This is a genomic window from Micromonospora sp. NPDC047527, from assembly GCF_040643015.1.
Taxonomy (GTDB): Bacteria; Actinomycetota; Actinomycetes; order Mycobacteriales; family Micromonosporaceae; genus Micromonospora.
Map to the genome: position 1 here is coordinate 418,009 of NZ_JBEYTK010000005.1, position 20,887 is coordinate 438,895.

Annotated in this window: 17 protein-coding genes and 1 pseudogene; 5 read left to right on the forward strand and 13 right to left on the reverse strand. The window is 70.9% G+C overall.

All coding sequences use genetic code 11. From position 1 onward, the window contains the following. Nucleotides 1-78: 78 nt before the first annotated feature. Nucleotides 79-1,419: pseudogene (locus ABZ808_RS21615) on the reverse strand (hypothetical protein); the annotation flags it as partial. A 415-nt stretch (nucleotides 1,420-1,834) separates the two neighbouring features. Here ABZ808_RS21615 and ABZ808_RS21620 point away from each other — a divergent pair. Beyond that, on the forward strand, nucleotides 1,835-2,554 hold the full coding sequence (locus ABZ808_RS21620; RefSeq protein ID WP_357009256.1) for a DUF305 domain-containing protein: 720 nt from the start codon (nucleotides 1,835-1,837) through the stop codon (nucleotides 2,552-2,554). A gap of 29 nt (nucleotides 2,555-2,583) precedes the next feature. On the opposite strand, the gene ABZ808_RS21625 is transcribed toward ABZ808_RS21620, so the two are convergent. The 4 genes from ABZ808_RS21625 to ABZ808_RS21640 are packed head-to-tail and all read right to left on the reverse strand — an operon-like array spanning nucleotide 2,584 to nucleotide 8,226. Next, on the reverse strand, nucleotides 2,584-4,410 hold the full coding sequence (locus ABZ808_RS21625) for a glycoside hydrolase family 13 protein (RefSeq protein ID WP_357009258.1): 1,827 nt from the start codon (nucleotides 4,408-4,410) through the stop codon (nucleotides 2,584-2,586). A gap of 5 nt (nucleotides 4,411-4,415) precedes the next feature. Continuing rightward, nucleotides 4,416-5,297: a sugar ABC transporter permease gene (locus tag ABZ808_RS21630; protein WP_357009583.1), complete on the reverse strand. Its 882-nt coding sequence runs from the start codon at nucleotides 5,295-5,297 to the stop codon at nucleotides 4,416-4,418. Nucleotides 5,298-5,341: 44 nt separating this feature from the next. After that, entirely contained in the window at nucleotides 5,342-6,979 is a 1,638-nt protein-coding gene (locus tag ABZ808_RS21635; RefSeq protein ID WP_357009261.1) for an ABC transporter permease subunit, read from the reverse strand. Next, the gene (locus tag ABZ808_RS21640) at nucleotides 6,979-8,226 is read right to left on the reverse strand and encodes a maltose ABC transporter substrate-binding protein (protein ID WP_357009264.1); all 1,248 of its coding nucleotides are present in this window, start codon (nucleotides 8,224-8,226) and stop codon (nucleotides 6,979-6,981) included. The genes ABZ808_RS21635 and ABZ808_RS21640 overlap by 1 nt, the downstream gene beginning before the upstream one ends. A gap of 198 nt (nucleotides 8,227-8,424) precedes the next feature. Here ABZ808_RS21640 and ABZ808_RS21645 point away from each other — a divergent pair, with 198 nt between their 5' ends. Next, entirely contained in the window at nucleotides 8,425-9,471 is a 1,047-nt protein-coding gene (locus ABZ808_RS21645; protein WP_357009267.1) for a LacI family DNA-binding transcriptional regulator, read from the forward strand. A gap of 32 nt (nucleotides 9,472-9,503) precedes the next feature. Then, a complete protein-coding gene (locus tag ABZ808_RS21650) occupies nucleotides 9,504-11,123 on the forward strand; it encodes a glycoside hydrolase family 13 protein (RefSeq protein ID WP_357009270.1) in 1,620 nt (539 codons plus the stop codon). A gap of 158 nt (nucleotides 11,124-11,281) precedes the next feature. Here the strand turns inward: ABZ808_RS21650 and ABZ808_RS21655 are convergent, their stop codons facing one another. The 6 genes from ABZ808_RS21655 to ABZ808_RS21680 all read right to left on the reverse strand — a co-directional run bounded on the left by ABZ808_RS21655 (nucleotide 11,282) and on the right by ABZ808_RS21680 (nucleotide 16,109). After that, nucleotides 11,282-11,719: a hypothetical protein gene (locus ABZ808_RS21655; RefSeq protein WP_357009272.1), complete on the reverse strand. Its 438-nt coding sequence runs from the start codon at nucleotides 11,717-11,719 to the stop codon at nucleotides 11,282-11,284. Nucleotides 11,720-11,919: 200 nt separating this feature from the next. Beyond that, complete coding sequence (locus ABZ808_RS21660) at nucleotides 11,920-12,288, reverse strand: GntR family transcriptional regulator (protein WP_357009275.1); 369 nt, start codon at nucleotides 12,286-12,288, stop codon at nucleotides 11,920-11,922. A gap of 19 nt (nucleotides 12,289-12,307) precedes the next feature. Further along, entirely contained in the window at nucleotides 12,308-13,231 is a 924-nt protein-coding gene (locus tag ABZ808_RS21665; RefSeq protein ID WP_357009277.1) for a YhjD/YihY/BrkB family envelope integrity protein, read from the reverse strand. Nucleotides 13,232-13,309: 78 nt separating this feature from the next. Next, nucleotides 13,310-13,879, reverse strand: coding sequence for a 2'-5' RNA ligase family protein (locus tag ABZ808_RS21670; protein ID WP_357009280.1), 570 nt, complete (start codon nucleotides 13,877-13,879; stop codon nucleotides 13,310-13,312). 25 nt (nucleotides 13,880-13,904) lie between these two features. Then, nucleotides 13,905-14,930 carry a tryptophan--tRNA ligase gene (gene trpS, locus ABZ808_RS21675; RefSeq protein WP_357009283.1) on the reverse strand — a complete coding sequence of 342 codons (1,026 nt, stop codon included), beginning with the start codon at nucleotides 14,928-14,930 and terminating at the stop codon, nucleotides 13,905-13,907. Nucleotides 14,931-14,963: 33 nt separating this feature from the next. After that, entirely contained in the window at nucleotides 14,964-16,109 is a 1,146-nt protein-coding gene (locus tag ABZ808_RS21680) for a hemolysin family protein (RefSeq protein ID WP_357009285.1), read from the reverse strand. Between the two features lie 188 nt (nucleotides 16,110-16,297). Between ABZ808_RS21680 and galE the strand changes: the two genes are divergently transcribed. Both galE and galK read left to right on the forward strand, forming a co-directional pair. After that, entirely contained in the window at nucleotides 16,298-17,284 is a 987-nt protein-coding gene (gene galE, locus ABZ808_RS21685) for a UDP-glucose 4-epimerase GalE (protein ID WP_357009287.1), read from the forward strand. Further along, entirely contained in the window at nucleotides 17,281-18,450 is a 1,170-nt protein-coding gene (galK, locus tag ABZ808_RS21690) for a galactokinase (RefSeq protein WP_357009290.1), read from the forward strand. Before galE ends, galK begins: the two co-directional genes overlap by 4 nt. A gap of 165 nt (nucleotides 18,451-18,615) precedes the next feature. Here galK and ABZ808_RS21695 read toward each other — a convergent pair whose 3' ends face one another. After that, nucleotides 18,616-19,869 carry a GTP-binding protein gene (locus ABZ808_RS21695; protein WP_357009585.1) on the reverse strand — a complete coding sequence of 418 codons (1,254 nt, stop codon included), beginning with the start codon at nucleotides 19,867-19,869 and terminating at the stop codon, nucleotides 18,616-18,618. A gap of 74 nt (nucleotides 19,870-19,943) precedes the next feature. Then, nucleotides 19,944-20,855: a sulfate adenylyltransferase subunit CysD gene (gene cysD / locus ABZ808_RS21700; RefSeq protein WP_357009293.1), complete on the reverse strand. Its 912-nt coding sequence runs from the start codon at nucleotides 20,853-20,855 to the stop codon at nucleotides 19,944-19,946. Nucleotides 20,856-20,887: the final 32 nt, after the last annotated feature.

The window sequence follows — 20,887 nt, forward strand, 5'->3', positions numbered from 1 at the left end:
GCAGACGACGCCGGACTTGACGGTGAGCCCGCCGTTGCGCCGCTCGGTGATCACCTCGGTGCAGGTCGGGTAGCTGGGCTGGCTCTGCACGTTCAGCTCACCGAAGGCGATCGCGCGGGCGTTGTCGGTACGCGGGTCGGTCAGCTTCAGGACGTCCAGGCCCTTCTGGATGTCGCTGGAGTAGATGTACCCGTTGTGGTAGTACGTCGACCAGGCGCCGCCGAGGACCAGGCGGGTCGCCGAGAGCGGCCCCCGCTCCCAGTAGGCGATCTCCTGCGGGTTGGCCGAGTCGGTGAAGTCCCAGACCGAGATGCCACCCTGGTACCAGGCCTGGACCATGATGTCGCGGCCCATCGCCGGGATCAGCGAGCCGTTGTGCGCCACGCAGTTCTCGGTGCTGGTGTTCTGGCGCGGGATCTTGAAGTAGCTCTTGAACTCCAGGGAGCGGTTCGCGCCCGAGCCCACGATGTCGAAGATCGCGTCCGCGCCACGCTTCGGCCCGATGGTCGCGTTGCAGGTCGCGCTGCTGCCGCCACCGAGCTCGTCGGTGAAGACCACCTTGGTGCCGGCGTTGTTGAACGTGGCCGAGTGCCAGAACGCGAAGTTGGCGTCCCGGACCCGGCTGAGCACCACCGGGTTCTCCCGGTCGGAGATGTCCATCAGGATGCCGTCACCCATGCAGGCGCCGGCCGCGAGGTCCAGCTCCGGGTAGACGGTCACGTCGTGGCAACCGCTCGTCGAGTTCGCGCCCACCGTGTCGGGGAACAGGTTCGGCGTGGCCACGACGGCGGCCGCGGTCGGGTTGGCAAGCGGCACCTTGATGATCGACAGCTTGTCGTGCGGCGGCTTGCAGTCCGCGGCGTTTGTCGACGGGCTGTACGACTGCACGTAGACGTAGAGGTTGCCGTCGTTCTTGCCCGGCACGAGGGTGTGGGTGTGCGAGCCGCAGTCGGTCTCGATGGCCTTGATGTAGGTCGGGCTGGCCTTGTCGGTCACATCGAAGATCCGGACGCCCTCCCAGGAGCTCTTGATGTTCGCCGACTGGCTGGTGCTGTTGCACGAGTCGTCGTTGCGCGACGAGTCAACCGAGAGGAACACCAGGTTGCCGAAGACCGAGAGGTCGTTCTGCGAGCCGGGGCAGACGACCTGGCTGGTGATCTGCGGCGCGCTGGGCTTGCTGACGTCGTAGATGGTGAAGCCGTCGTAGTTGCCGACGAAGGCGTAGTTGCCCTGGAACGCCATGTCGGTGTTGTACGACGCCTCCCGGGCGAACGCCCCGGACTTCGGCAGGTTCGCGATCTGCTTGAGGTTCGGGGTGCTGGCGATCTCGTCCACGCCCGGGGCGACGTACTCGGCCTGGGCACCGGTCTCCTCGGCGGAGAGGCAGAGCTCGGCGAAGTTGTCCCCGGCCTCCCGCAGCGACTCACAGTTGTCGGCGGTCTCGCTGGTGTCGACCGCGCCGATGGCCGGAGCCCCCGCGACAGCCGTGAAGAGAACAGCGGTGGCGGCGGCGAGGCTGACGGCCCCGACTCTGCGTACCCCTCGTGATTTCTGTCTGAACACTGGGTCACGCCCTTTCTAGCAAAGGGTGGATCATGAAGTAGCCGGACCATATCCAGTGCCCAGGATGTTCATTGTGATCTACGACACGATCGGGAACCGATCAAGGTAACGATCAGATAACGAAAGCTCGAAAAGGGCGTCACCAAAAACCCAAGCTGGGGCCTATGGTCCATTTCCCGGCACGCCTTTTCGCCCAGGTCAGCGCCGCGCTACGATCCCCGCCAACCTGATCAGCGGCGGGAGTCAACTTGTGCTAAGTGAGCGGATTCGGATGATCTCTCCCCGGCTTCGGGTGATCCTCCTGGTGGAGTTCGCCGTCCTGCTGGTGCTGGCCGCTGGCGCGGCGGTGGCCCTCGGACTGCGCGAGGACGCCCCGACGCCGACGGCACGGGCCAGTGCCAAGGCCACGCCGCCGGCACCCCTCGCCCAGCCCGGCGTGCCGGACTCCACCGCCCCGGTGGTGCTGCCCGGACGGCCCGGCGAGGTCGCCCGGACCGCGCGGGCGAACGAGGTGACGCCGGGACCGAGCCCCGCCTACAACGCCACGGACGTCCGGTTCGTCACGATGATGATCCCGCACCACGAGCAGGCACTCGTGATGGCGCGGTACGCCCCCGGCCGGGCCGAGAGTTCGACGATCCTCGCCATCGCCGACCGGATCCTGGCGGCGCAGGGGCCCGAGATCGGAGCACTGGAGGGCTGGCTGGCGGCCCGGGGCCTGGACCGGAATTCGGGAAGCGGCGGCGCGCACCAGCACGAGATGGCGGGCATGCAGTCGGCCGAGGCCCTGCGGGGGTTGGAGGCCGCCCGTGGCGCCGCCTTCGACCGGATGTTCGTGGCCATGATGAGCGAACACCACCAGGGCGCCATCGACATGGCGCGGGAGGCGTTGACCCTCGGCGTCGACAGCATCGTCAACGAGATGGCGACCAGCGTCGGCTTCGAACAGGCGGTGGAGATCGAACGGATGCGCGAGGCGCTGACCGGCTGACCCGACCGCTCACCTCAGGCCGGCTCCCGTCAGCCGAGTCGCCAGACCTGGAAGGTCGGGCCGTCGGCGGGGAGGACGACCACGCCGTCGGCGTCCGGGCGCAGCGCGGGAGCGCCGCCGTAGGCGTTCTCCCCCGACGGCAGGCCGGCGATCCGGACCGGGGCACCGGCGGAGCGCCGGGCCAGCACGAGAACCGAGCCGGCCGGCGTCTCACGGAGGAAGACCAGGGTGTCCGCGTCGGCGTACACCCGGCGCAGGCCGCCGTGTCGCAGCGCCGGCTCGGTACGGCGCAGCGCGACAAGCGCCCGGTACGCCGCGAAGGTGCCGGCGTCCCAGCTCTGCGGCCGATGCCACGGCATCGGAGTGCGCGACTCCTCCCCGTTCACGCCGGTCAGCCCCAGCTCGTCCCCAGCGAAGATCACCGGGGTGCCCGGCATGGTGGCGAGTAGGCCGGCTGCCACCTCCTGCCGGGCCGCGTCGCCGACCACCGTGCGGATCCGGGCCGAGTCGTGCGAGCCGAGCAGCTGCCACGAGTGCACGTACGACCGCCAGGAGACCAGCGACCGGTAGGCATCCATGGTGGACAGCACCGCGGCGGTGTCCCGCCGTTGGGCCCCGCCCGGGGTGCCGAGGAAGTTCGGCACCGGTGCGGCACCGTGCCGCAGCCAGGACCAGACCGGGTCGGTGAAGCCCACGTAGTTCATCGTGCCGTGCCAGCCGTCGCGGTCGAGGTCGCCGGTGTGGTCGTGGCCGTGCTCGGCGAGCACCAGCCCGTCGGCCCGGGTTTCGGCAACCACCTCGCGCAGCAGTCGGGCCACCTCGTGGGTGTAGGAGTCGGCACCCCGACGGCCGGTCATGTTCGCCACGTCCACCCGCCAGCCGTCGAGCGCGTACGGGGGGCGCAGCCAGCGGCGCAGCGGCGCGTCGTCGGCGGTGGCGAAGCGGCGGCGCAGGTCGTCGCTACCCCAGTTCAGCTTCGGCAGCGACTTCACACCGTTCCACGACTCGTAGTCCCCGGTGATCTCGTCGAAGTAGTACAGCCCTCGCTCTGGCGCGCACACGTCAGAGGTGGCGGCGGTGAACCACTCGTGCGCGTCGCCGGTGTGGTTGCTGGTGATGTCGCCGAGCAGCCGCCAGCCCCGGGCGCGGACCGCCTCGGCGAGTCGGGCCAGCGCGGCGTCCCCGCCGAGCAACGGGTCGACCCGGTCGAAGCTGGCCGCGTCGTAACGGTGGTTGGATCGGGCCGGGAAGAACGGGGTGAGGTAGACGGTGTTCACCCCGAGCCGGTCCAGATGGTCCAGCCGCTCGGCGATGCCGTCCAGGTCGCCGCCGTAGAGCTGGCGCGGCGTCTCGGGGCCACGCCCGATCACCGGGGTGTCCCAGTCGCACGGGATCGCCCAGTCCGGCAGCGGTCGGGCGTCGGCTGCCGACGAGCGGGCGAACCGATCGGGGAAGATCTGGTAGATCACCGCGTCCCGCGCCCAGGCCGGCGGTGGTGCGTGGGTGACCAGCTTGAAGTCGCTGTTGTCCGGCACGTCGTGGTCGACCAGCCCGGCGGCGTTGAGCCAGCGGTAGCCATCGGCGCCGGTGAGCATGAACCGGTAGTTGCTCACCGGGTTACGCACCTCGACGTCGGCGCGCCACCAGACGTCCCCGCCGGCGCGGCGGTCGACGACGGCCTCGACGAAACGCGGCTCGCCGTCCGGGGTGGTGCGGACGTGCACGGTCCGCACGTCCGCACCAGCGGGAACCCGGACGAAGACCGGGACGCTTCGCCCGAGGGCGGGCTCCTGGTCGGGGACGTAGGTGGCCGAGCCGTCGTGGTGCGGGCGCTGCGCGGCCACGGGCGGGGTCACGGGGCTCATCCCTTGACCGCTCCGGCGGTGAGGCCGGAGACGATGTAGCGCTGGAGGAACTGGAAGACCAGCACGGTGGGGATCGCGGTGAGCAGGGTGCCGGCCGCGAAGATGCCGAAGTTGTTGTTGCGCTCGTTGCCCTGCAACATGCCGTACATGCCGACCGCCAGGGTCTTCGAGTCGGTGCTGGTGAGGAACACGTTGGCCATCAGGAACTCGTTGATGGTGCCGATGAACGCCAGCAACCCCGTCACCGCCAGGATCGGCGCCACCAGCGGCAGCATGATCCGGAAGAAGACCTGGGCGTGCGAGGCGCCATCCATGGTGGCCGACTCGTCCAGCTCCCGGGGCAGGGTGTCGAAGAAGCCCTTCATGAGCCAGGTGTTCACACCGAGCGCTCCACCCATGTAGAGCAGCAGCAGCCCCCACGGAGTGTTGAAGCCGATCGCGGGCCACAGGTCGGTGATCGCGCCGAAGATCAGGTAGATCGCCACGATCGCCAGGAACTGCGGGAACATCTGGATCAGCAGCAGCGAGAGCAGCCCCACCCGCCGGCCGCGAAACCGCATCCGGGAGAAGGCGTACGCGGCCAGCGCCGAGAGGAGCACCGACGCGAACGAGGCCACCCCGGCGATCAGCAGCGAGTTGAGGAACCATCGCTCGAAGGCGGTCCGCTCGAACAGCCCGGTGAAGTTACCCAGCGACACCCCGCCGGTCGGCACCAGCTCGGTGGTGGAGAGCGTGCCGAGCGGGTTGAGCGCGGCGGAGAGCACGAACACGATCGGGAAGAGGCTGAACAGCACGCCGAGCACGGCGACCAGGTGCCGCCAACCGACGTCGGCGAACCAGCGGTTGCGCCGCCGGCCGGTGACGTTCCGGTTGGTCACGGGTGGGCGACCGGCCGTGTCGCCGGTACGCGCGGTGAGGGTGGTCACGAGTACACCTCCTCCTGCTTGCGGGTCCGCCGGAAGCTGACGATCGAGACCACGGCGACGATGGCGAAGATGAACAGGGAGATCGCGGCGGCGAAACCGAACTCCGCGCCCTGCCCGCCGAAGGCCAGCCGATAGGTGTACGTGATCAGCAGGTCGGTGGCGCCGTTGGTCGGGTTGTCGGCCGGGAAGGGCGCGCCCTCGGTGGTCAGGTAGATCGCGTTGAAGTTGTTGAAGTTGTACGCGAACGACGAGATCAGCAGCGGGGAGAGCGCGACCAGCAGCAGCGGCAGGGTGACCGCGCGGAACGACTGCCAGGGCGACGCCCCGTCGACCGAGGTGGCCTCGGTCAGCTCACGCGGAATGGCCTGCAACGCGCCGGTCGCCACCAGGAACATGTACGGATACCCGAGCCAGAGCTGCACGAGGATGACCGCGAGGCGGGCCGTCCACGAGTGACCGAACCAGTCGACGTCCAGCCCGAACAGGTTGTTGATCAGCCCGAAGTCGGCGTTGAACATGTCCCGCCAGGCCAGCAGCATCGCGAACGACGGCATGGCGTACGGCAGGACCAGCAGCACCCGGTAGAGGTTGGTGCCACGCATCCGGGGCGAGTGCAGCGCGAGCGCGATCAGCATGCCGAGCAGGAACGTCCCGCCCGTGGAACCGATGGCGAAGGCGAAGTTCCAGACCAGCGTGCTGAGGAACGGGCCGGAGATGTCCCGGTCGGTGAGCACCCGGGTGAAGTTGCTGAGCCCGACGTTGACCTTCCAGCCCTGGGCCAGCCGCTCGCCGTCGGCGGCGACGAAGGCGCCCACCTCATCGTCGGCGGTGAAGCTCTGCCCGGTCGCGGTGTCCCGGATGCAGTCGCAGTCGGCGTCGTACGCCCGCACCGCCTTGCCCTCGTAGGCGCGGGACAGGCCGCTGGAGCGCAGCGCGCCACCGGCGGTCGGCACGACCAGGTCAGTGATCTCCTCGCTGCGGGCGCTGGCCTGGCCGAAGTTCAGCACCGTGTAGCCGTCGGCGGCGGTGACCTTGCCGCCCGCGCTGACGGTGACGTCGGCGGCGTCGAGTCGCCGCAGCCCTCCGGCGTCGCCGGCGGAGACCTCGCCGGTGGCGGGGTCGGTGACCAGGAAGACCAGGGGGGCGGACGCCGGGTCACCCTTGGTGGCGATCGACAGTGCGTACTCGGCGGACCCGGGCACCTGGGTGACCGACGAGGTCTGGATCGCGACGATCGCCTCGTCCTTGCTGCCCCGGTGCCCGTCACCGAAGTTGGTGAAGGCGGTGCTCGCCGTGTAGAGCACCGGGACGACCTGGAAGGCGATCAGGAACAGGGTGCCCGGGACCAGGTACTTGGCCGGGATGTGCCGACGGGTGAGGTACAGGTAGAACAGTCCGGCGGTGGTCGCCGCCAGCAGGGCCAGGCCGGTCCACTTCGCACCGTCGATGAGGGGGAATGCCGCCCAGACCGCGATTCCGGCGGTCAGGCCGAGCAGGAGCACCTTGCCGACGAGGCCGGTCAGGGTGATCGGCGCGTGGTCACGCGCGGTACGGGAGCGCGAGGGCCGGGAGCCGACGGGCTCCCGGCCCGGGGCCTGCGGGGCAGGCTCCGGGCCGGACAGCGGCGTACTCATTACTTGATCTGGCCGGAGATGGTCTTGCCGGCGGCGGTGATGGTGCTGGTCGGGTCGGCCCCGCCGATGACGGCGGCCTCGGCCTTGCCGAACGGGTCCCAGATGGCGGCCATCGCCGGGATGGCCGGGAGCACCTGGCCGTTCTTGCCGGCCTCCTGGAACTTGGCCAGGTCCGGGTCACCGCCCTTGACCTGTTCCAGGGCGGCGGTCAGCGCCGGCGGTCGGGCCTCGGCGTTGTAGAGCGCGACGGCCAACTCGGGGGTGGTCGTGTAGTTGGCCACGAACTCCTGGGCCAGGGCCTTGTTCTTGCCCTTGGCGGCGACGTAGAACGCCTGCACGCCCACGAACGGCTGGGCCTCCTTGGCACCGGCGAAGCCGGGGATGGCGGAGATGTCGTAGGAGATGTTGGCCTTCTTCACGTCGGCCACCGCCCACGGGCCGGAGACCAGGAACGCGCACTTCTTACCGGTGAAGGTGGCGATCGAGTTGGTGTCCGAGATGGAGCGCTTGAGCACGCCCTCGCCCTTCTCGCCCAGCGCGCCGATCTTCTTGAACGCCTCGATCGACTCGGGCTTGCCCACGCCCAGGTCCTTCGGGTCGTAGTCGCCGTTCGCGCCGGTGCCGAAGAGGTAGCCGCCGGCCGAGGTGTAGAGCGGGTAGATGTGGTACGCGTCGCCGTTCTGGCCGACCTGGAGGCAGAGCGTCTCGGTGGCCTTCTTCGACGCCTTGAGCTGCTTGCCGGTGGCGACCAGATCCTCGATGGTCTTCGGCGCCTCGGGGGCCAGCTCGGTGTTGCGGATCAGCGCCAGGTTCTCCTGCGCGTACGGCACGCCGTAGAGCTGACCGTTGAAGGTGACCGCCTTGATGGCGGTCTCGTTCAACGCGCTCTTCTGCTCGGCGGCGAGCTGCACGGGGTCGATGGCGCCGTTCTGCACCAGGTTGCCGATCCAGTCGTGCGCGCCGACGACCACGTCGGGGCCGCTGCCCTGCTGCGAGGCGGTGACGAAGTTGGTCTGCAGGTCCTTGCTGACGGCCTGGACCTCGACGGTGACGCCGTTCTCCTGGCCGAACTTCTCGGCGAACGGCTTGAGGGCGGCGGTCCGCTTGTCGTCCGCCCAGATCACCAGCTTGCCGCCGGCGGCCTTGGGGGATTCCTTCGCGGCCGGCTCGTCGCTGTCGCCGCCACACCCGGAGGCAGCGAGCGCCAGGGTGAAGAGGGCGACCACACCCGCGGTACGGATGCGCATCGGTACTCCTGTCGTCATGGCGGGACCGCCGGGGGAAGGGCGGCTCCACCGATGGGATCTCTGGAAGTTCTTGCCACCGGCGCGTGAATACTGCGCCGCTGCTCTCGCATGTTGCGGGGACGTTAGCAAGAGGTTGCAGATTATGGAAGCACTTGCAGAGCGCCCCGCAAGAACTTGCCGGTGGGCTAAAGTGCCGCCATGCGCGCTCGACTGTCCGACATCGCCCAGCAGGCCGAAGTCAGCGAGGCCACGGTGTCGCGGGTGCTCAACGACCGCCCCGGGGTGGCCCCGGAGACCCGGCAGGCCGTCCTCACCGCTCTCGACGTGCTCGGCTACGAGCGCCCGGCTCGGCTGCGCAAACGCAGCGCCGGGCTGGTCGGTCTGGTGGTTCCGGAGCTGGACAACCCGATCTTCCCCGCGTTCGCGCAGGTCATCGAGTCGACCCTGGCGCAGAGCGGGTTCACCCCGGTGCTCTGCACGCAGACCGCGGGCGGCGTCACCGAGGACGAGTACGTGGAGATGCTGCTGGACCGGCAGGTCTCCGGGATCGTGTTCGTCTCCGGCCTGCACGCCGACACCGCCGCCAACCACGACCGCTACCGGGCGCTGATCGCCCGACCGCTGCCCGTCGTGATGATCAACGGCTACGTGCCCGGCATCGGCGCGCCGTTCGTCTCCTGTGACGACCGGGAAGCCGCCGAACTGGCCGTGGCCCACCTCGTCGCGCTCGGGCACCGGCGGATCGGCCTGATCACCGGCCCGGACCGGTTCGTGCCGGTGCAGCGCAAGGTGGCCAGCTGGCGGGCGGCGATGACCCGGCTGGCCGGCGTAGCCGAGGCCGATCTGGGCCCGCTGGCCGAGCTGTCGCTGTTCGGTGTGGAGGGTGGCGAGGCAGCGGCCAGCCGCCTGCTGGACCGGGGCGTCACAGGCGTGGTCTGCGGCTCCGACCTGATGGCGCTCGGCGCGATCCGGGCCGCCCGGCAGCGCGGCATGACCGTCCCCGAGGACCTCTCGGTGGTCGGCTACGACGACTCGCCGCTGATGGCCTTCACCGACCCGCCGCTGACCACGATGCGTCAGCCGGTCACCGCGATGGCGGTCGCCGCGGTCCGGGCCCTGGTCGACGAGATCAACGGGCACGGCGCCCCGCACTCGGAATACCTGTTCCGCCCCGAGCTGGTGGTGCGCGGCTCCACCGCGGTCGCGCCGGCTGCCGCGCGACTCTCTTACGCAAGATCTGCTTGACTCTTGCAGCAGCGGACCGGCATATTGCTCAGATGATCAGGACCGCCTCCCTGCCCCACACCGACGACGACTGGTGGCGCTCCGCGGTCGTCTACCAGGTCTACGTGCGCAGCTTCGCCGACAGCGACGGCGACGGAGTCGGTGACCTACAGGGCATCCGGCAGCGCCTGCCGTACCTGCGCGACCTCGGTGTGGACGCGCTCTGGTTGACCCCCTTCTACACCTCGCCCATGGTCGACGGCGGGTACGACGTCGCCGACTACCGGGACGTCGACCCGATGTTCGGCACGCTCGCCGACTTCGACGCGATGATCACCGACGCGCACGCCCTCGGCCTGCGCATCATCGTCGACCTGGTGCCCAACCACACCTCCAGCGCGCACCGCTGGTTCACCGCCGCCCTCGCCGCCGGCCCCGACTCTCCCGAACGGGCCCGCTACCTGTTCGCCGACGGCCGCGGCGCGCACGGCGAGCTGCCGCCGAACGACTGGGAAAGCATCTTCGGCGGCCCAGCCTGGACCCGGATCGCCGACGGCCAGTGGCACCTGCACCTGTTCGACCCGGCCCAGCCGGACCTGAACTGGCGCCACCCGGAGGTCCGCGCCGAATTCGAGGACGTGCTGCGGTTCTGGCTGGACCGGGGCGTGGACGGCTTCCGGATCGACGTGGCGCACGGGATGATCAAGGCCGAAGGGTTGCCGGACGTCGGCTTCAGCACGATGACGACCGGCCAACGCCAGGTCGAGCTGCTCGGCAAGGGCCGGCTGCCCTACTTCGACCAGGACGGGGTGCACGAGATCTACCGCGCGTGGCGGCCCATCCTGGACAGCTACGAGGGCGGTCGGATGGCGGTCGCCGAAGCGTGGGCCGAGACCCCCGAGCGGCTCGCCCGCTACATCGGCCCGGACGAGCTGCACCAGGCGTTCAGCTTCGACTTCCTCGACGCCACCTGGTCGGCCGACTCGTTCCGCAAGGTGATCGACACCGCGCTGGCCGAGGCGACAGTGGTTGGCGCGCCCACCACCTGGGTGCTGTCCAACCACGACAAGCAGCGGCACGTCACCCGCTACGGCGACGGCGCCGAGGGGCTACGCCGGGCACGCGCCGCCAGCCTGTTGATGCTCGCCCTGCCCGGCTGCGCCTACCTCTACCAGGGTGAGGAGCTGGGCCTGCCCGAGGTCCTCGACCTCCCCGACGAACTGCGCCAGGACCCGGCGTTCCTGCGTACCGGCGAGAGCCGCGACGGCTGTCGCGTCCCCATCCCGTGGAGCGGCGAGCTGGCCCCGTACGGCTTCGGGCCGGCCGGCAGCGAGGCGAGCTGGCTACCCGCCCCGGCGACCTGGCGTGCCCTGTCGGTCACCGCGCAGACCGGCGTGCCCGGCTCGACGCTGGAGCTGTACCGGGCCGCCCTGCGGGTCCGCCACGAGCACCCGGCGCTGGCCATGGACGCCGACGGGGTCACCTGGCTGGAGAGCGGACCGGGCGTGCTGGCCTTCTCCCGCACGGCCGGTGCAACCGCCCTGACCTGCGTAATCAACCTCAGCAGCGCGCCGGTCCCGATCGACGGGTACGGCGAGCCGATCCTGGCCAGCGAGGCGCTCACCGGCCAACTGCTGCCCGTCGACGCGGCTGCCTGGTTGGAACGGCGCTGAGCGGGTAACCCGATCTCGACCTGGTCGTCCGTCGTGCCCCGCGCCAACGGGCGACTGGGCTACCAGCCCCTTGTGGTGGGGGGTGAGGTGCACCGGCGCCACGCGGAGTTACCTCCGCGTGGCGCCGGTGTCCGTCTGATGCCGGCGACCCCTGCGGGTCACTTGGCGGTGAGCAGCGCCGCGATCCGGGTGAAGCCGGCGCGGACCTCGGCCTCGTCCGGCGGTTCGGTGGGCTCACCGTGGCCCGCCTCGTCGGCCTCGGCGTCCAACTCCTCGTCGATCACGTCCTCGAAGTCGCCGTACAGATCGGCCCCCTCGACCTGGCGGGCCTCGTCCTCGGCGGCGACCTGGGCGGCGGCGATCTCGCTGCGGATCTCGTCGGGCGACAGCGCCGGCAGCAGCGGCTCCACCACGGCCATCAACTGCTCGTCGGCCACGACCGCCTCGGCCAGCGCCAACGCGTGCGGTCGCTCATAGGGCCCGCAGACCACCGGCTCCCACTCGTCGAGGTCACCGAGCGGACCGAAGGTGATGATCCACGGCAGGCCGAGCATCGGCGAGTCGGACGGCAGGTCCAGTGTCATGAGTGCGCCCACCGGCTCATCATGGCCGCTCCCGACCGGAAGGTGGGCGTCATTCGCCTTAACGTACGCCGACGTGGCCCCACCGGCGGCCCCGTGAGCCACGCCGGGCGGTCATGCGAGGGGCCGCCATTGGGAGCGTGATGTCTCAGAGGCATAAATATGTCGCAGAGACATCAGCCGTTTCAGGGGAACCAGCGGCATCCCGTCCGCGCTCAGTCGTGGCGGATGGCGTCGAGGGCGGCGCGGACCAGGGCGACGGCACGATCCGGGGAGACGCCCAGCCGCCGCGACTCGGCGGCGTACTCGGCGGCAGCCCGGTGCAGCCGGTCCACGGCGTCGTCCCGGCCGGGGGCGACGAAGGTGCCGTTGCGCCCCCGCGTCTCCAGCAGCCCGGCCGCCTCCAGTTCCCGGTACGCCCGGGCCACCGTGTTCGCGGCCAGCCGCAGGTCGGCGGCGAGCTGCCGGACGGTGGGCAGTCGGCTGCCCACCGGGAGCCGGCCGTCACCGATCAGCTCGGCGAGTTGCCCGCGCACCTGCTCGTACGGGGGCACCGGGGAGTCCTGGTCGACCGAGATCAGCACCTGCGCACCTTCCACGCCGTCAGCCCGCACCGCCCGGCGTACCGGGATCGGTGTCCTCTTCGAGATTCGTCACCCGCGGCCCCTCCGCCAGATCCACCACCCGCCCTTTCCCACTGGTCGCGAGGAGCGCCGCCCCGAACAGCACCAGTTGGTTGAGGAGGTAGAGGTAGAGCAGCAGCCCGACCGCGCCGGCCACCACGGTGTACGCCGGGTTCCGCTCGGTGCGTACCACGTAGTACCGCCCCACGGTGTTGAGCAGCGTGATGCCGATCGCGACCAGCACCACCACCGGGCGCAGTCGGGACCGGCTCATCCGCAGCCGGGGCACTGCGACCAGCAGCGCGGCGGCGAGCACCGCGTTGACCAGCACGCTGAGCATCGCGCTGATCGTGGTCAGGCCGACCGAGCCGGTGCTGCGCAGCAAGAAGCGCAGCACCGACTCCAGCGCGTCCACCGCCGCCACCGAGACACCGAGCAGCACGAAAACGCCGATCATCACGCCGAGGTCGACCAACCGCCGGACCACCAGGTTGCCCGGCTGCTGGTTGAGCGCGTACATCAGCCGTTGCGACGAGCGGATCGACTCGACCCAGCCGATCCCGGTGAAGACCAGGATGATCAGGCCGACCACGCCGACCGTGCCGCTGGAGTTGGCGATCTGCTCCGCGTCCAGGAACGGCAGATTCTCCTTCAGGAACCCGGCCGCCGCCTCGCTGACCTCGTCGTTGTCCTCCAGGATCGCGCCGAAGATGGAGTACGCGACCAGAGCGAGCGCGAAGACCGCGAAGAAGCCGTAGTAGGCGATCGCCGCGGCCAGTCGCCCGGCCAGCACCTCGGCGTAGAGCGCACCGGCACGCCACACGTGGTCGAAGTGCCGCGACCGGCGGCGCGCGGCGGTCACCCCGCGGTCGATGCCCGCCTCGATCGCCCCGATCACGTTCACGCGGTCATCCTCGCCGATCTCCCACCGCCGTCACGGCAACCGACTCCGATTGCTCGCCACTCGGCGCGTCGCCGGCGGTCAGTTGCCGAGGCGGAAGTCCCGGCGGGGCTGCCACCGGGCCTGCCCGCTGTGCGAGAAGAGAGTGAACGCCTCGACCTGGAACATCGCGGAGAAGTCCGCCAGATCCTCGTACACCTTGTCCAGTGCCTCCGGTGACACGTCCTGCGCCACGGTGACGTGCGGATGGTAGGGAAAACGCAGCTCACGATGCACGCCTGGCGCGGCGGCGATGGCGGCGGCCAGCAGCTCGCACTCGCTGATCCCGGCGGCGACCGCGACGAACACCACCTGGGTCACCGGGCGGAACGTGCCGGTGCCCCGCAGGTGCAGCGCGAACGGCAGGTGCGCGGCGGCGACCGCGCCGAGGTGGCGCTCGACGGCCGGCAGGATGGCGGTCGGGATCTCGGTCGGACCGAGCAGCGTCACGTGGGCGGGCACCGCGAGGGCGTCGCCCGCCTCCATCCGCCGCTGGGTGAGCTGGGTCCCCCAGGGCTCGGGGATGTCCACCGCGATGCCGATCTGGATGGTGTCGCCGGACGGCGTCACCCCGCCACTGCGATCCACGCTCCGTGCCGCCTCTTCGGCCACCGACCCGACCACCTGTCCCGCGGCGCTATTCGCCGCGCACCGGCGGGAAGAACCCGACCCGCTCGTACGCGGACCGCAGCGTCGCCCCGGCCACCGACCGGGCCTTCTCCGCGCCGGCGGCGAGCAGCTTGTCCAGCTGCGCCGGGTCGTCGAGGTAGGTGCGGGTGCGTTCCTGGATCGGGCGGACGAAGTCCGCCACAACCTCGGCCAGGTCCTTCTTCAGGTCGCCGTAGCCACGGCCGGCGTACGCGGCGACCAACTCGTCGATGCCGCGCCCGCTGAGCGCCGAGTGGATGGTCAGCAGGTTGGACACGCCCGGCTTGGTCTCGGCGTCGAAGACGATCTCCCGGCCGGTGTCGGTCACCGCGGAGCGGATCTTCTTGGCGGACCGGGCCGGGTCCTCCAGCAGGTCGATGATGCCGGCCGGCGAGGACGACGACTTGGACATCTTCGCGGTCGGGTCCTGCAGGTCGGTGATCTTCGCGGTGTCCTTGACGATGTGCGGGGCGGGGACGGTGAACGTCGCGCCGAACAACGAGTTGAACCGCTGGGCCAGGTCCCGGGAGAGCTCCAGGTGCTGCCGCTGGTCCTCACCGACCGGCACCGCGTTGGCCTGGTAGAGCAGGATGTCGGCGGCCTGCAGGACGGGATAGGTGAACAGCCCGACGCTGGCCCGCTCGTTGCCCTGCTTCTGCGACTTGTCCTTGAACTGGGTCATCCGGCTGGCCTCGCCGAAGCCGGTGATGCAGCCCAGCACCCAGGCCAACTGCGGGTGCTCGGGCACCTGCGACTGCACGAACAGGGTGCTGCGATCCGGGTCGAGACCGACCGCGAAGAGCTGTGCGGCCGCCACCCTCGTCCGCTGGCGCAGCAGCGCCGGATCGTGGCCCGCGGTGATGGCGTGCAGGTCCACGACACAGTAGAACGCGTCGTGCGTCTCCTGCAGGGCCACCCAGTGCCGCACGGCGCCGAGGTAGTTGCCGAGGTGGAACGAGTCGGCCGTCGGCTGGATGCCGGAGAAGACGCGCGGGCGGGCGGGAACGTCGGACATGGCGACAATTCTGTCAGCAAGCAACCGGGTCCGTCATGACGGGCCGGCGGGTCGGCCGCGGCCCGCCGGTGTCGGGGCGCTGACCTCGCGCGGCTCCCCCACTCCGATCCGTCGCGTCGGGCCCGGCCCGGCCCCACCCGGCCGCCCGCCGCCGCTCTCCCGGGGCTGCCCCGTCACACCGTCACGCGCCTGACTGGCGGCGGCGTCGCGGCGCTGTTCCGGCGTCCGTACAGCCGAGACCGCGAGCCGGGCCACCCGACGTCCCTCCAGGGCCAGCACGCGCAGCAGCCAGCCGCCGGGCGGGTCCCCCGGATCGGGCCCGCCGTCGTCGGCCGGCTCGGCGGGCACCGGCACCTCGTCGCCGGTCAGCGGCAGGCGGCCCAGCGCGGCCATCACGTACCCGCCGACCGTCTCGTACGGGCCGACGGGCAGAGCCACTCCGGTCCGCTCGGCGAAATCGGCGAGGTTGAGCCGGCCGTCCACCACCGCCGGAAGGCCGGCGTGCACCGGGTCCGGCTCGGCGTCGTACTCGTCGTGGATCTCCCCGACGAGTTCCTCGATCAGGTCCTCCAGGGTGACGATCCCGGCGGTGCCGCCGTACTCGTCGATCACCACCGCGAGGTGCTGGCCCTCCCGACGCATCTCGGTGAGCGCGGCCAGGACGCGTTTGCTGCCGGGCAGCCGCTTGACCTCGCGGGTCAGCTCGCCGACGGTGACGCACGGGTCGATGTCCGGACGCAGCAGCACGTCGCGCAGGTGCACGAAACCGACCACGTCGTCGTGGGTGCCGTCGGTGACCGGGTAGCGGGTGTGCGTCTCGGCGCGGACCAGCCGGGCCGCCTCGGCGATGGTCAGCCGGGCCGGCAGGAAGACCACCTCGGTGCGGGGCATCATCACCTCGCGGACCAGGCTGGCACCTGCCACCAGGACCTCGTCGATGATCCGCCGCTCGTCCGGGTCGAGCACCGTGTTCGCCGCGACCAGGTCGCGCAGCTCGGCCTCGGAGATGCGCTCCCGACCGGCCGCCGGGCCGGCCCCGAGCAGGTCGGTGACGAGGCGGCTGGCACCGTCGGCGGCGCGGACCAGCACCCGGGCGACGGCCCGGGCGAGCGGGCCCGGGTCACGGCGGGGCCGCCCCCGCACGCGTCGCCGGAGCCCGGTACGGGCCGCTTCCCGCATGACAGAGATGGTAGACACCGTTGGCCCGTCGCACCCGGGGATCGCGCGGAGTCGTCATGTTCGGCTCTGTTTAAACGTGAGAGATTATGATGGAATGGGTTGACGGTGGGGTCGGCCGAGGTGCCTGCCGCAGCCGTAGGGTGATCACCGAGGGCCACGTCCCGGCGGGCCAGGCAGGAGGCAACGACGTGAAACTGCTCGTCACCGGGGGCGCCGGCTTCATCGGCAGCGTGGTGACCCGCATGCTGCTCGACGCCGGCCACCAGGTCGTCGTCCTGGACGACCTGCGCACCGGCCACCGCGAGGCACTCGCCCCGGACGCCACCCACGTCCAGGCGTCCATCCACGACGCCGCCCAGGTCGTCACCCCCGAGGCCGGGTTCGACGGGGTGTTGCACTTCGCAGCCCTGATCGCCGCCGGTGAGTCGATGGTCAAGCCGGAGCTGTACTGGCAGAACAACACCGTCGGCACGTTGGCCCTGATCGACGCGGTCCGGGCCGCCGGGGTGCCCCGGATGGTCTTCTCCTCCACCGCCGCCGTCTACGGCAACCCCACCGAACTCCCCATCCCGGAGACCGCGGTCAAGGCGCCCACCAACACGTACGGCGCCACCAAGCTCGCCGTCGACATGGCGCTCACCTCCGAGGCCATCGCCCACGGGCTGGCCGCCGTCTCGCTGCGCTACTTCAACGTCGCCGGCGCACACCTCGCCGGTGACGTCGCGCTCGGCGAGCGGCACGACCCGGAGACGCACCTGATCCCCATCGCGCTGGAGGTCGCCGCCGGCCGGCGGGACAAGCTCCAACTCTTCGGCGACGACTACCCCACCGCGGACGGCACCTGCGTCCGCGACTACATCCACGTCGCCGACCTGGCCCGCGCGCACCTGCTGGCGCTGGACGTCGCCACCAGCGGCCAGCACCGGATCTACAACCTGGGCAACGGCAACGGCTTCACCAACCGGCAGGTCGTCGACGTCGTCCGCGAGGTCACCGGGCACCACCTGCCGGTCGAGGTGGCGCCGCGCCGCGAGGGCGACCCCGCCGAGCTGGTCGCCTCCTCCGCGCTGGCCCGCGACGAGCTGGGCTGGGTGCCGCAGAAGCCGACCCTGCACGACATGGTCGGTGATGCCTGGGCCTTCTACCGCACGCACGTCCTGGAGCAGCAACCGTGACCCACCTCAGCGGTGACGTCGCTGAGCGGGCCGCCGCCGGCTTCACCGACCAGTACGGCGGCCGGGCCACCGGCCGTTGGGCGGCACCGGGTCGGGTCAACCTGATCGGCGAGCACACCGACTACAACGACGGTTTCGTGCTGCCCTTCGCGCTGCCGCTGCGTACCGTCGTCGCCGCCGACCGGCAGGACGGCGACACCTGGACGGTCTGGTCCGAGCTCTCCGGCGAGACCATCACCTTCGGCGCGGACGACGTGGCCGAGCCGGGCCGGGTCACCGGCTGGGGCGCGTACGTGGCGGGGGTGGTGTGGGCGCTGCGTGAGGCCGGTCATGCGGTGCCGGGCGCCCGGCTGGCGATCGCCTCCGACGTCCCGCTGGGCTCCGGGCTCTCCTCCTCGGCCGCGCTCGAGTCGGCCGTGCTCGCGGCTCTGCTCGACCTCGGTGGGCTGGAGCTGCCGGCCGAACAACAGCCCCGGCTGGCACAGCGGGCGGAGAACGTCTACGTGGGCGCTCCGACCGGGATCATGGACCAGTCCGCGGTGATCCGCTGCCGTGCCGGGCACGCGCTCTTCCTCGACTGCCGTGACGAGTCCGTCGAGCACATCCCGTTCGACCTGGACGCCACGGGGCTGGCCGTGCTGGTGATCGACAGCCGGGCGCCGCACCGGCACGCCGACGGCGAGTACGCCGCCCGCCGCCGGTCCTGCGAGGCGGCGGCCAAGGCGCTCGGCGTCCCCGCGCTGCGCGACGTGGCCGTCGACCAGCTTGACACCGCGCTGGCCCGCCTCGACGACGAGGTGACCCGGCGACGGGTCCGACACGTGGTCACCGAGGACCAGCGTGTGCTGGACACTGTCGCGCTGCTACGCGCCGGGCGGGCCCGGGACATCGGCCCGCTGCTCACCGCCTCGCACGTCTCGATGCGCGACGACTTCGAGATCACCGTGCCCGAGGTGGACACCGCGGTCGAGGCGGCGCTGGCGGCCGGGGCGCTGGGCGCCCGGATGACCGGCGGCGGCTTCGGCGGCTGCGTCCTCGCCCTGGTCGACGCCGACCGCGCCGAAGCGGTGGCGACCGCCGTCAGGACGGCCTACGCCGAGCACAACTTCACCGCACCAAGCGCCGTGACAGTCCTCCCGGCCCCCGGCGCAACCCGCCTCGACTAACCCCCACCCCACCCCGCCCTGGCCCGCGCCCCACCCCCGCCCCACCCTGGCGATCTTGCAGTTTCTGTCGCGACAATTCCCCCACAAGGAGGCAGAACGGCGACCAAAAGTGCAAGATCGCGGAGGGCGGGGGCGGAGGGCGGGGGCGGGGGCGGAGGCGGGGCGTTAGTTCGCTTCGACGATCATGGCTGCGCCGACCGTGCGGTTGGTGGCCTCGTCGATGATGACGAAGCCTCCGGTGGTGCGGTTGCGGCGGTACTCGTCGGCCAGCAGCGGCACGGTGGTGCGCAGTCGCACCCGACCGATCTCGTTGAGCCGCAACTCGTCGGCCGACTCGTCGCGGTGCAGTGAGTTGATGTCCAGCCGGTAGTGCAGCCCGCGCACGATCGCCCGCGCCGAGCGGGTGGTGTGCTTGATCGCGTACCGGCCGCCGACCCGCAGCGGGGCGGTCTCGTCCATCCAGCAGACCATCGCCTCGATGTCCTGGGCGACCGCCGGCGCGTTGTTCGGCCGGCAGATCAGGTCGCCCCGGGAGATGTCGATCTCGTCGGCCAGGCGTACCGTCACCGACATCGGCGGGAACGCCTCCGCGACCGGCCCGTCGGCGGTCTCCACGGCGGCGATCCGGCTGGTGAAGCCGGACGGCAGCACCATCACCTCGTCACCCGGCTTGAGGACGCCGGAGGCGACCTGACCGGCGTAGCCGCGGTAGTCGGTGACCGTGGTGGACTGCGGCCGGATCACGTACTGCACCGGGAACCGGACGTCGACCAGGTTGCGGTCGCTCGCGATGTGCACCCGCTCCAGGTGGTGCAGCAGCGAGGGGCCCTCGTACCAGGGCATGTTCTCCGACCGAGAGACGATGTTGTCACCACGCAGCGCGGAGACCGGCACCACGGTCAGGTCCGGTACGTCGAGCTTCGCGGCGAAGGCGGTGAACTCGTCGGCGATCTGCTCGTAGACCTCCTGCGACCAGTCCACCAGGTCCATCTTGTTGACACAGAGGACCAGGTGCGGCACCCGCAGCAGCGAGCAGAGGAACGCGTGCCGGCGGGACTGCTCGACCAGGCCCTTGCGGGCGTCCACCAGGATCAGCGCCAGGTCGGCGGTGGATGCGCCGGTCACCATGTTGCGGGTGTACTGGATGTGGCCCGGGGTGTCGGCGATGATGAACTTGCGCCGGGGGGTGGCGAAGTATCGGTACGCCACGTCGATGGTGATGCCCTGCTCCCGCTCGGCGCGTAGGCCGTCGGTGAGCAACGCCAGGTTGGTGTATTCGTCACCGCGGGCCGCGCTGACCGCCTCCACCGCGGCGAGCTGGTCGGTGAAGAGCGACTTGGTGTCGTAGAGCAGCCGCCCGATCAGGGTCGACTTTCCGTCGTCCACGCTGCCGGCGGTGGCGAACCGCAGCAGGTCCATAGCCCGGGCCTCCGGCCCGGCCCCGGTAACAGCCCGGGCCTCCGCATTCGCGGATGCCACGATCTCGGTGCTCATCAGAAGTAGCCCTCCCGCTTGCGGTCCTCCATGGCGGCCTCGCTGACCCGGTCGTCACCGCGGGTCGCGCCACGCTCGGTGATCCGGGTGGCCGCCACCTCCTCGATGACCTTCTCCACGGTGTCCGCGTCGGAGCGGACCGCGGCGGTGCAGGACGCGTCGCCGACGGTGCGATAGCGCACCTGGGCCTTGAACCGCTCCTCACCCGCGCGGGGGCGGAAGAACTCGTTGACCGCGTAGACCATGCCGTCGCGCTCGATCACCTCGCGCTCGTGCGCGTAGTAGATCGAGGGCAGCGGGATCCGCTCCCGGGCGATGTAGTGCCAGACGTCCAGCTCGGTCCAGTTGGACAGCGGGAAGACGCGGATCGACTCGCCCGGGTGGTGCCGGCCGTTGTAGAGCGACCACAGCTCCGGCCGCTGGTTCTTCGGGTCCCACTGACCGAACTCGTCGCGGAAGCTGAACACCCGCTCCTTTGCCCGGGCCTTCTCCTCGTCCCGGCGGGCGCCACCGAACAGGGCATCGAAGCGGTGCTTCTCCACCGCGTCCAGCAGCACCGGTGTCTGGATCCGGTTGCGCATCCCGTCGCCGGACTCCCGGACCATGCCGCTCGCCAGGGCCTCCGGCACGCTCGCCACCACGAGCTGCAACCCCAGCTCGGCGACCCGCTGATCGCGGTATTCCAGGACCTCGGGGAAGTTGTGCCCGGTGTCGACGTGCATGACCGGGAAGGGGATGTTGGCGGGGGCGAACGCCTTCTGCGCCAGCCGCAGCATGACGATCGAGTCCTTGCCGCCGGAGAAGAGCAGCACCGGGCGTTCCATCTCGGCGACCACCTCGCGCATCACGAAGATGCTCTCCGCCTCCAGGGCGTCCAGGTGGGAGACCCGGTAGGCCGCGGGGGTGGTCATGACCGCTGCTCGATTCGCTTGCTCATCCGATT

Coding starts and splice junctions, on each gene's coding strand:
- ABZ808_RS21620 (WP_357009256.1), top strand. CDS start 1,835: ATGATCTCTCCCCGGCTTCGGGTGATCCTCCTGGTGGAGTTCGCCGTC.
- ABZ808_RS21635 (WP_357009261.1), bottom strand. CDS start 6,979: ATGAGTACGCCGCTGTCCGGCCCGGAGCCTGCCCCGCAGGCCCCGGGC.
- ABZ808_RS21640 (WP_357009264.1), bottom strand. CDS start 8,226: ATGCGCATCCGTACCGCGGGTGTGGTCGCCCTCTTCACCCTGGCGCTC.
- ABZ808_RS21645 (WP_357009267.1), top strand. CDS start 8,425: ATGCGCGCTCGACTGTCCGACATCGCCCAGCAGGCCGAAGTCAGCGAG.
- ABZ808_RS21650 (WP_357009270.1), top strand. CDS start 9,504: ATGATCAGGACCGCCTCCCTGCCCCACACCGACGACGACTGGTGGCGC.
- trpS (WP_357009283.1), bottom strand. CDS start 14,930: ATGTCCGACGTTCCCGCCCGCCCGCGCGTCTTCTCCGGCATCCAGCCG.
- ABZ808_RS21680 (WP_357009285.1), bottom strand. CDS start 16,109: ATGCGGGAAGCGGCCCGTACCGGGCTCCGGCGACGCGTGCGGGGGCGG.
- ABZ808_RS21695 (WP_357009585.1), bottom strand. CDS start 19,869: ATGGACCTGCTGCGGTTCGCCACCGCCGGCAGCGTGGACGACGGAAAG.
- cysD (WP_357009293.1), bottom strand. CDS start 20,855: ATGACCACCCCCGCGGCCTACCGGGTCTCCCACCTGGACGCCCTGGAG.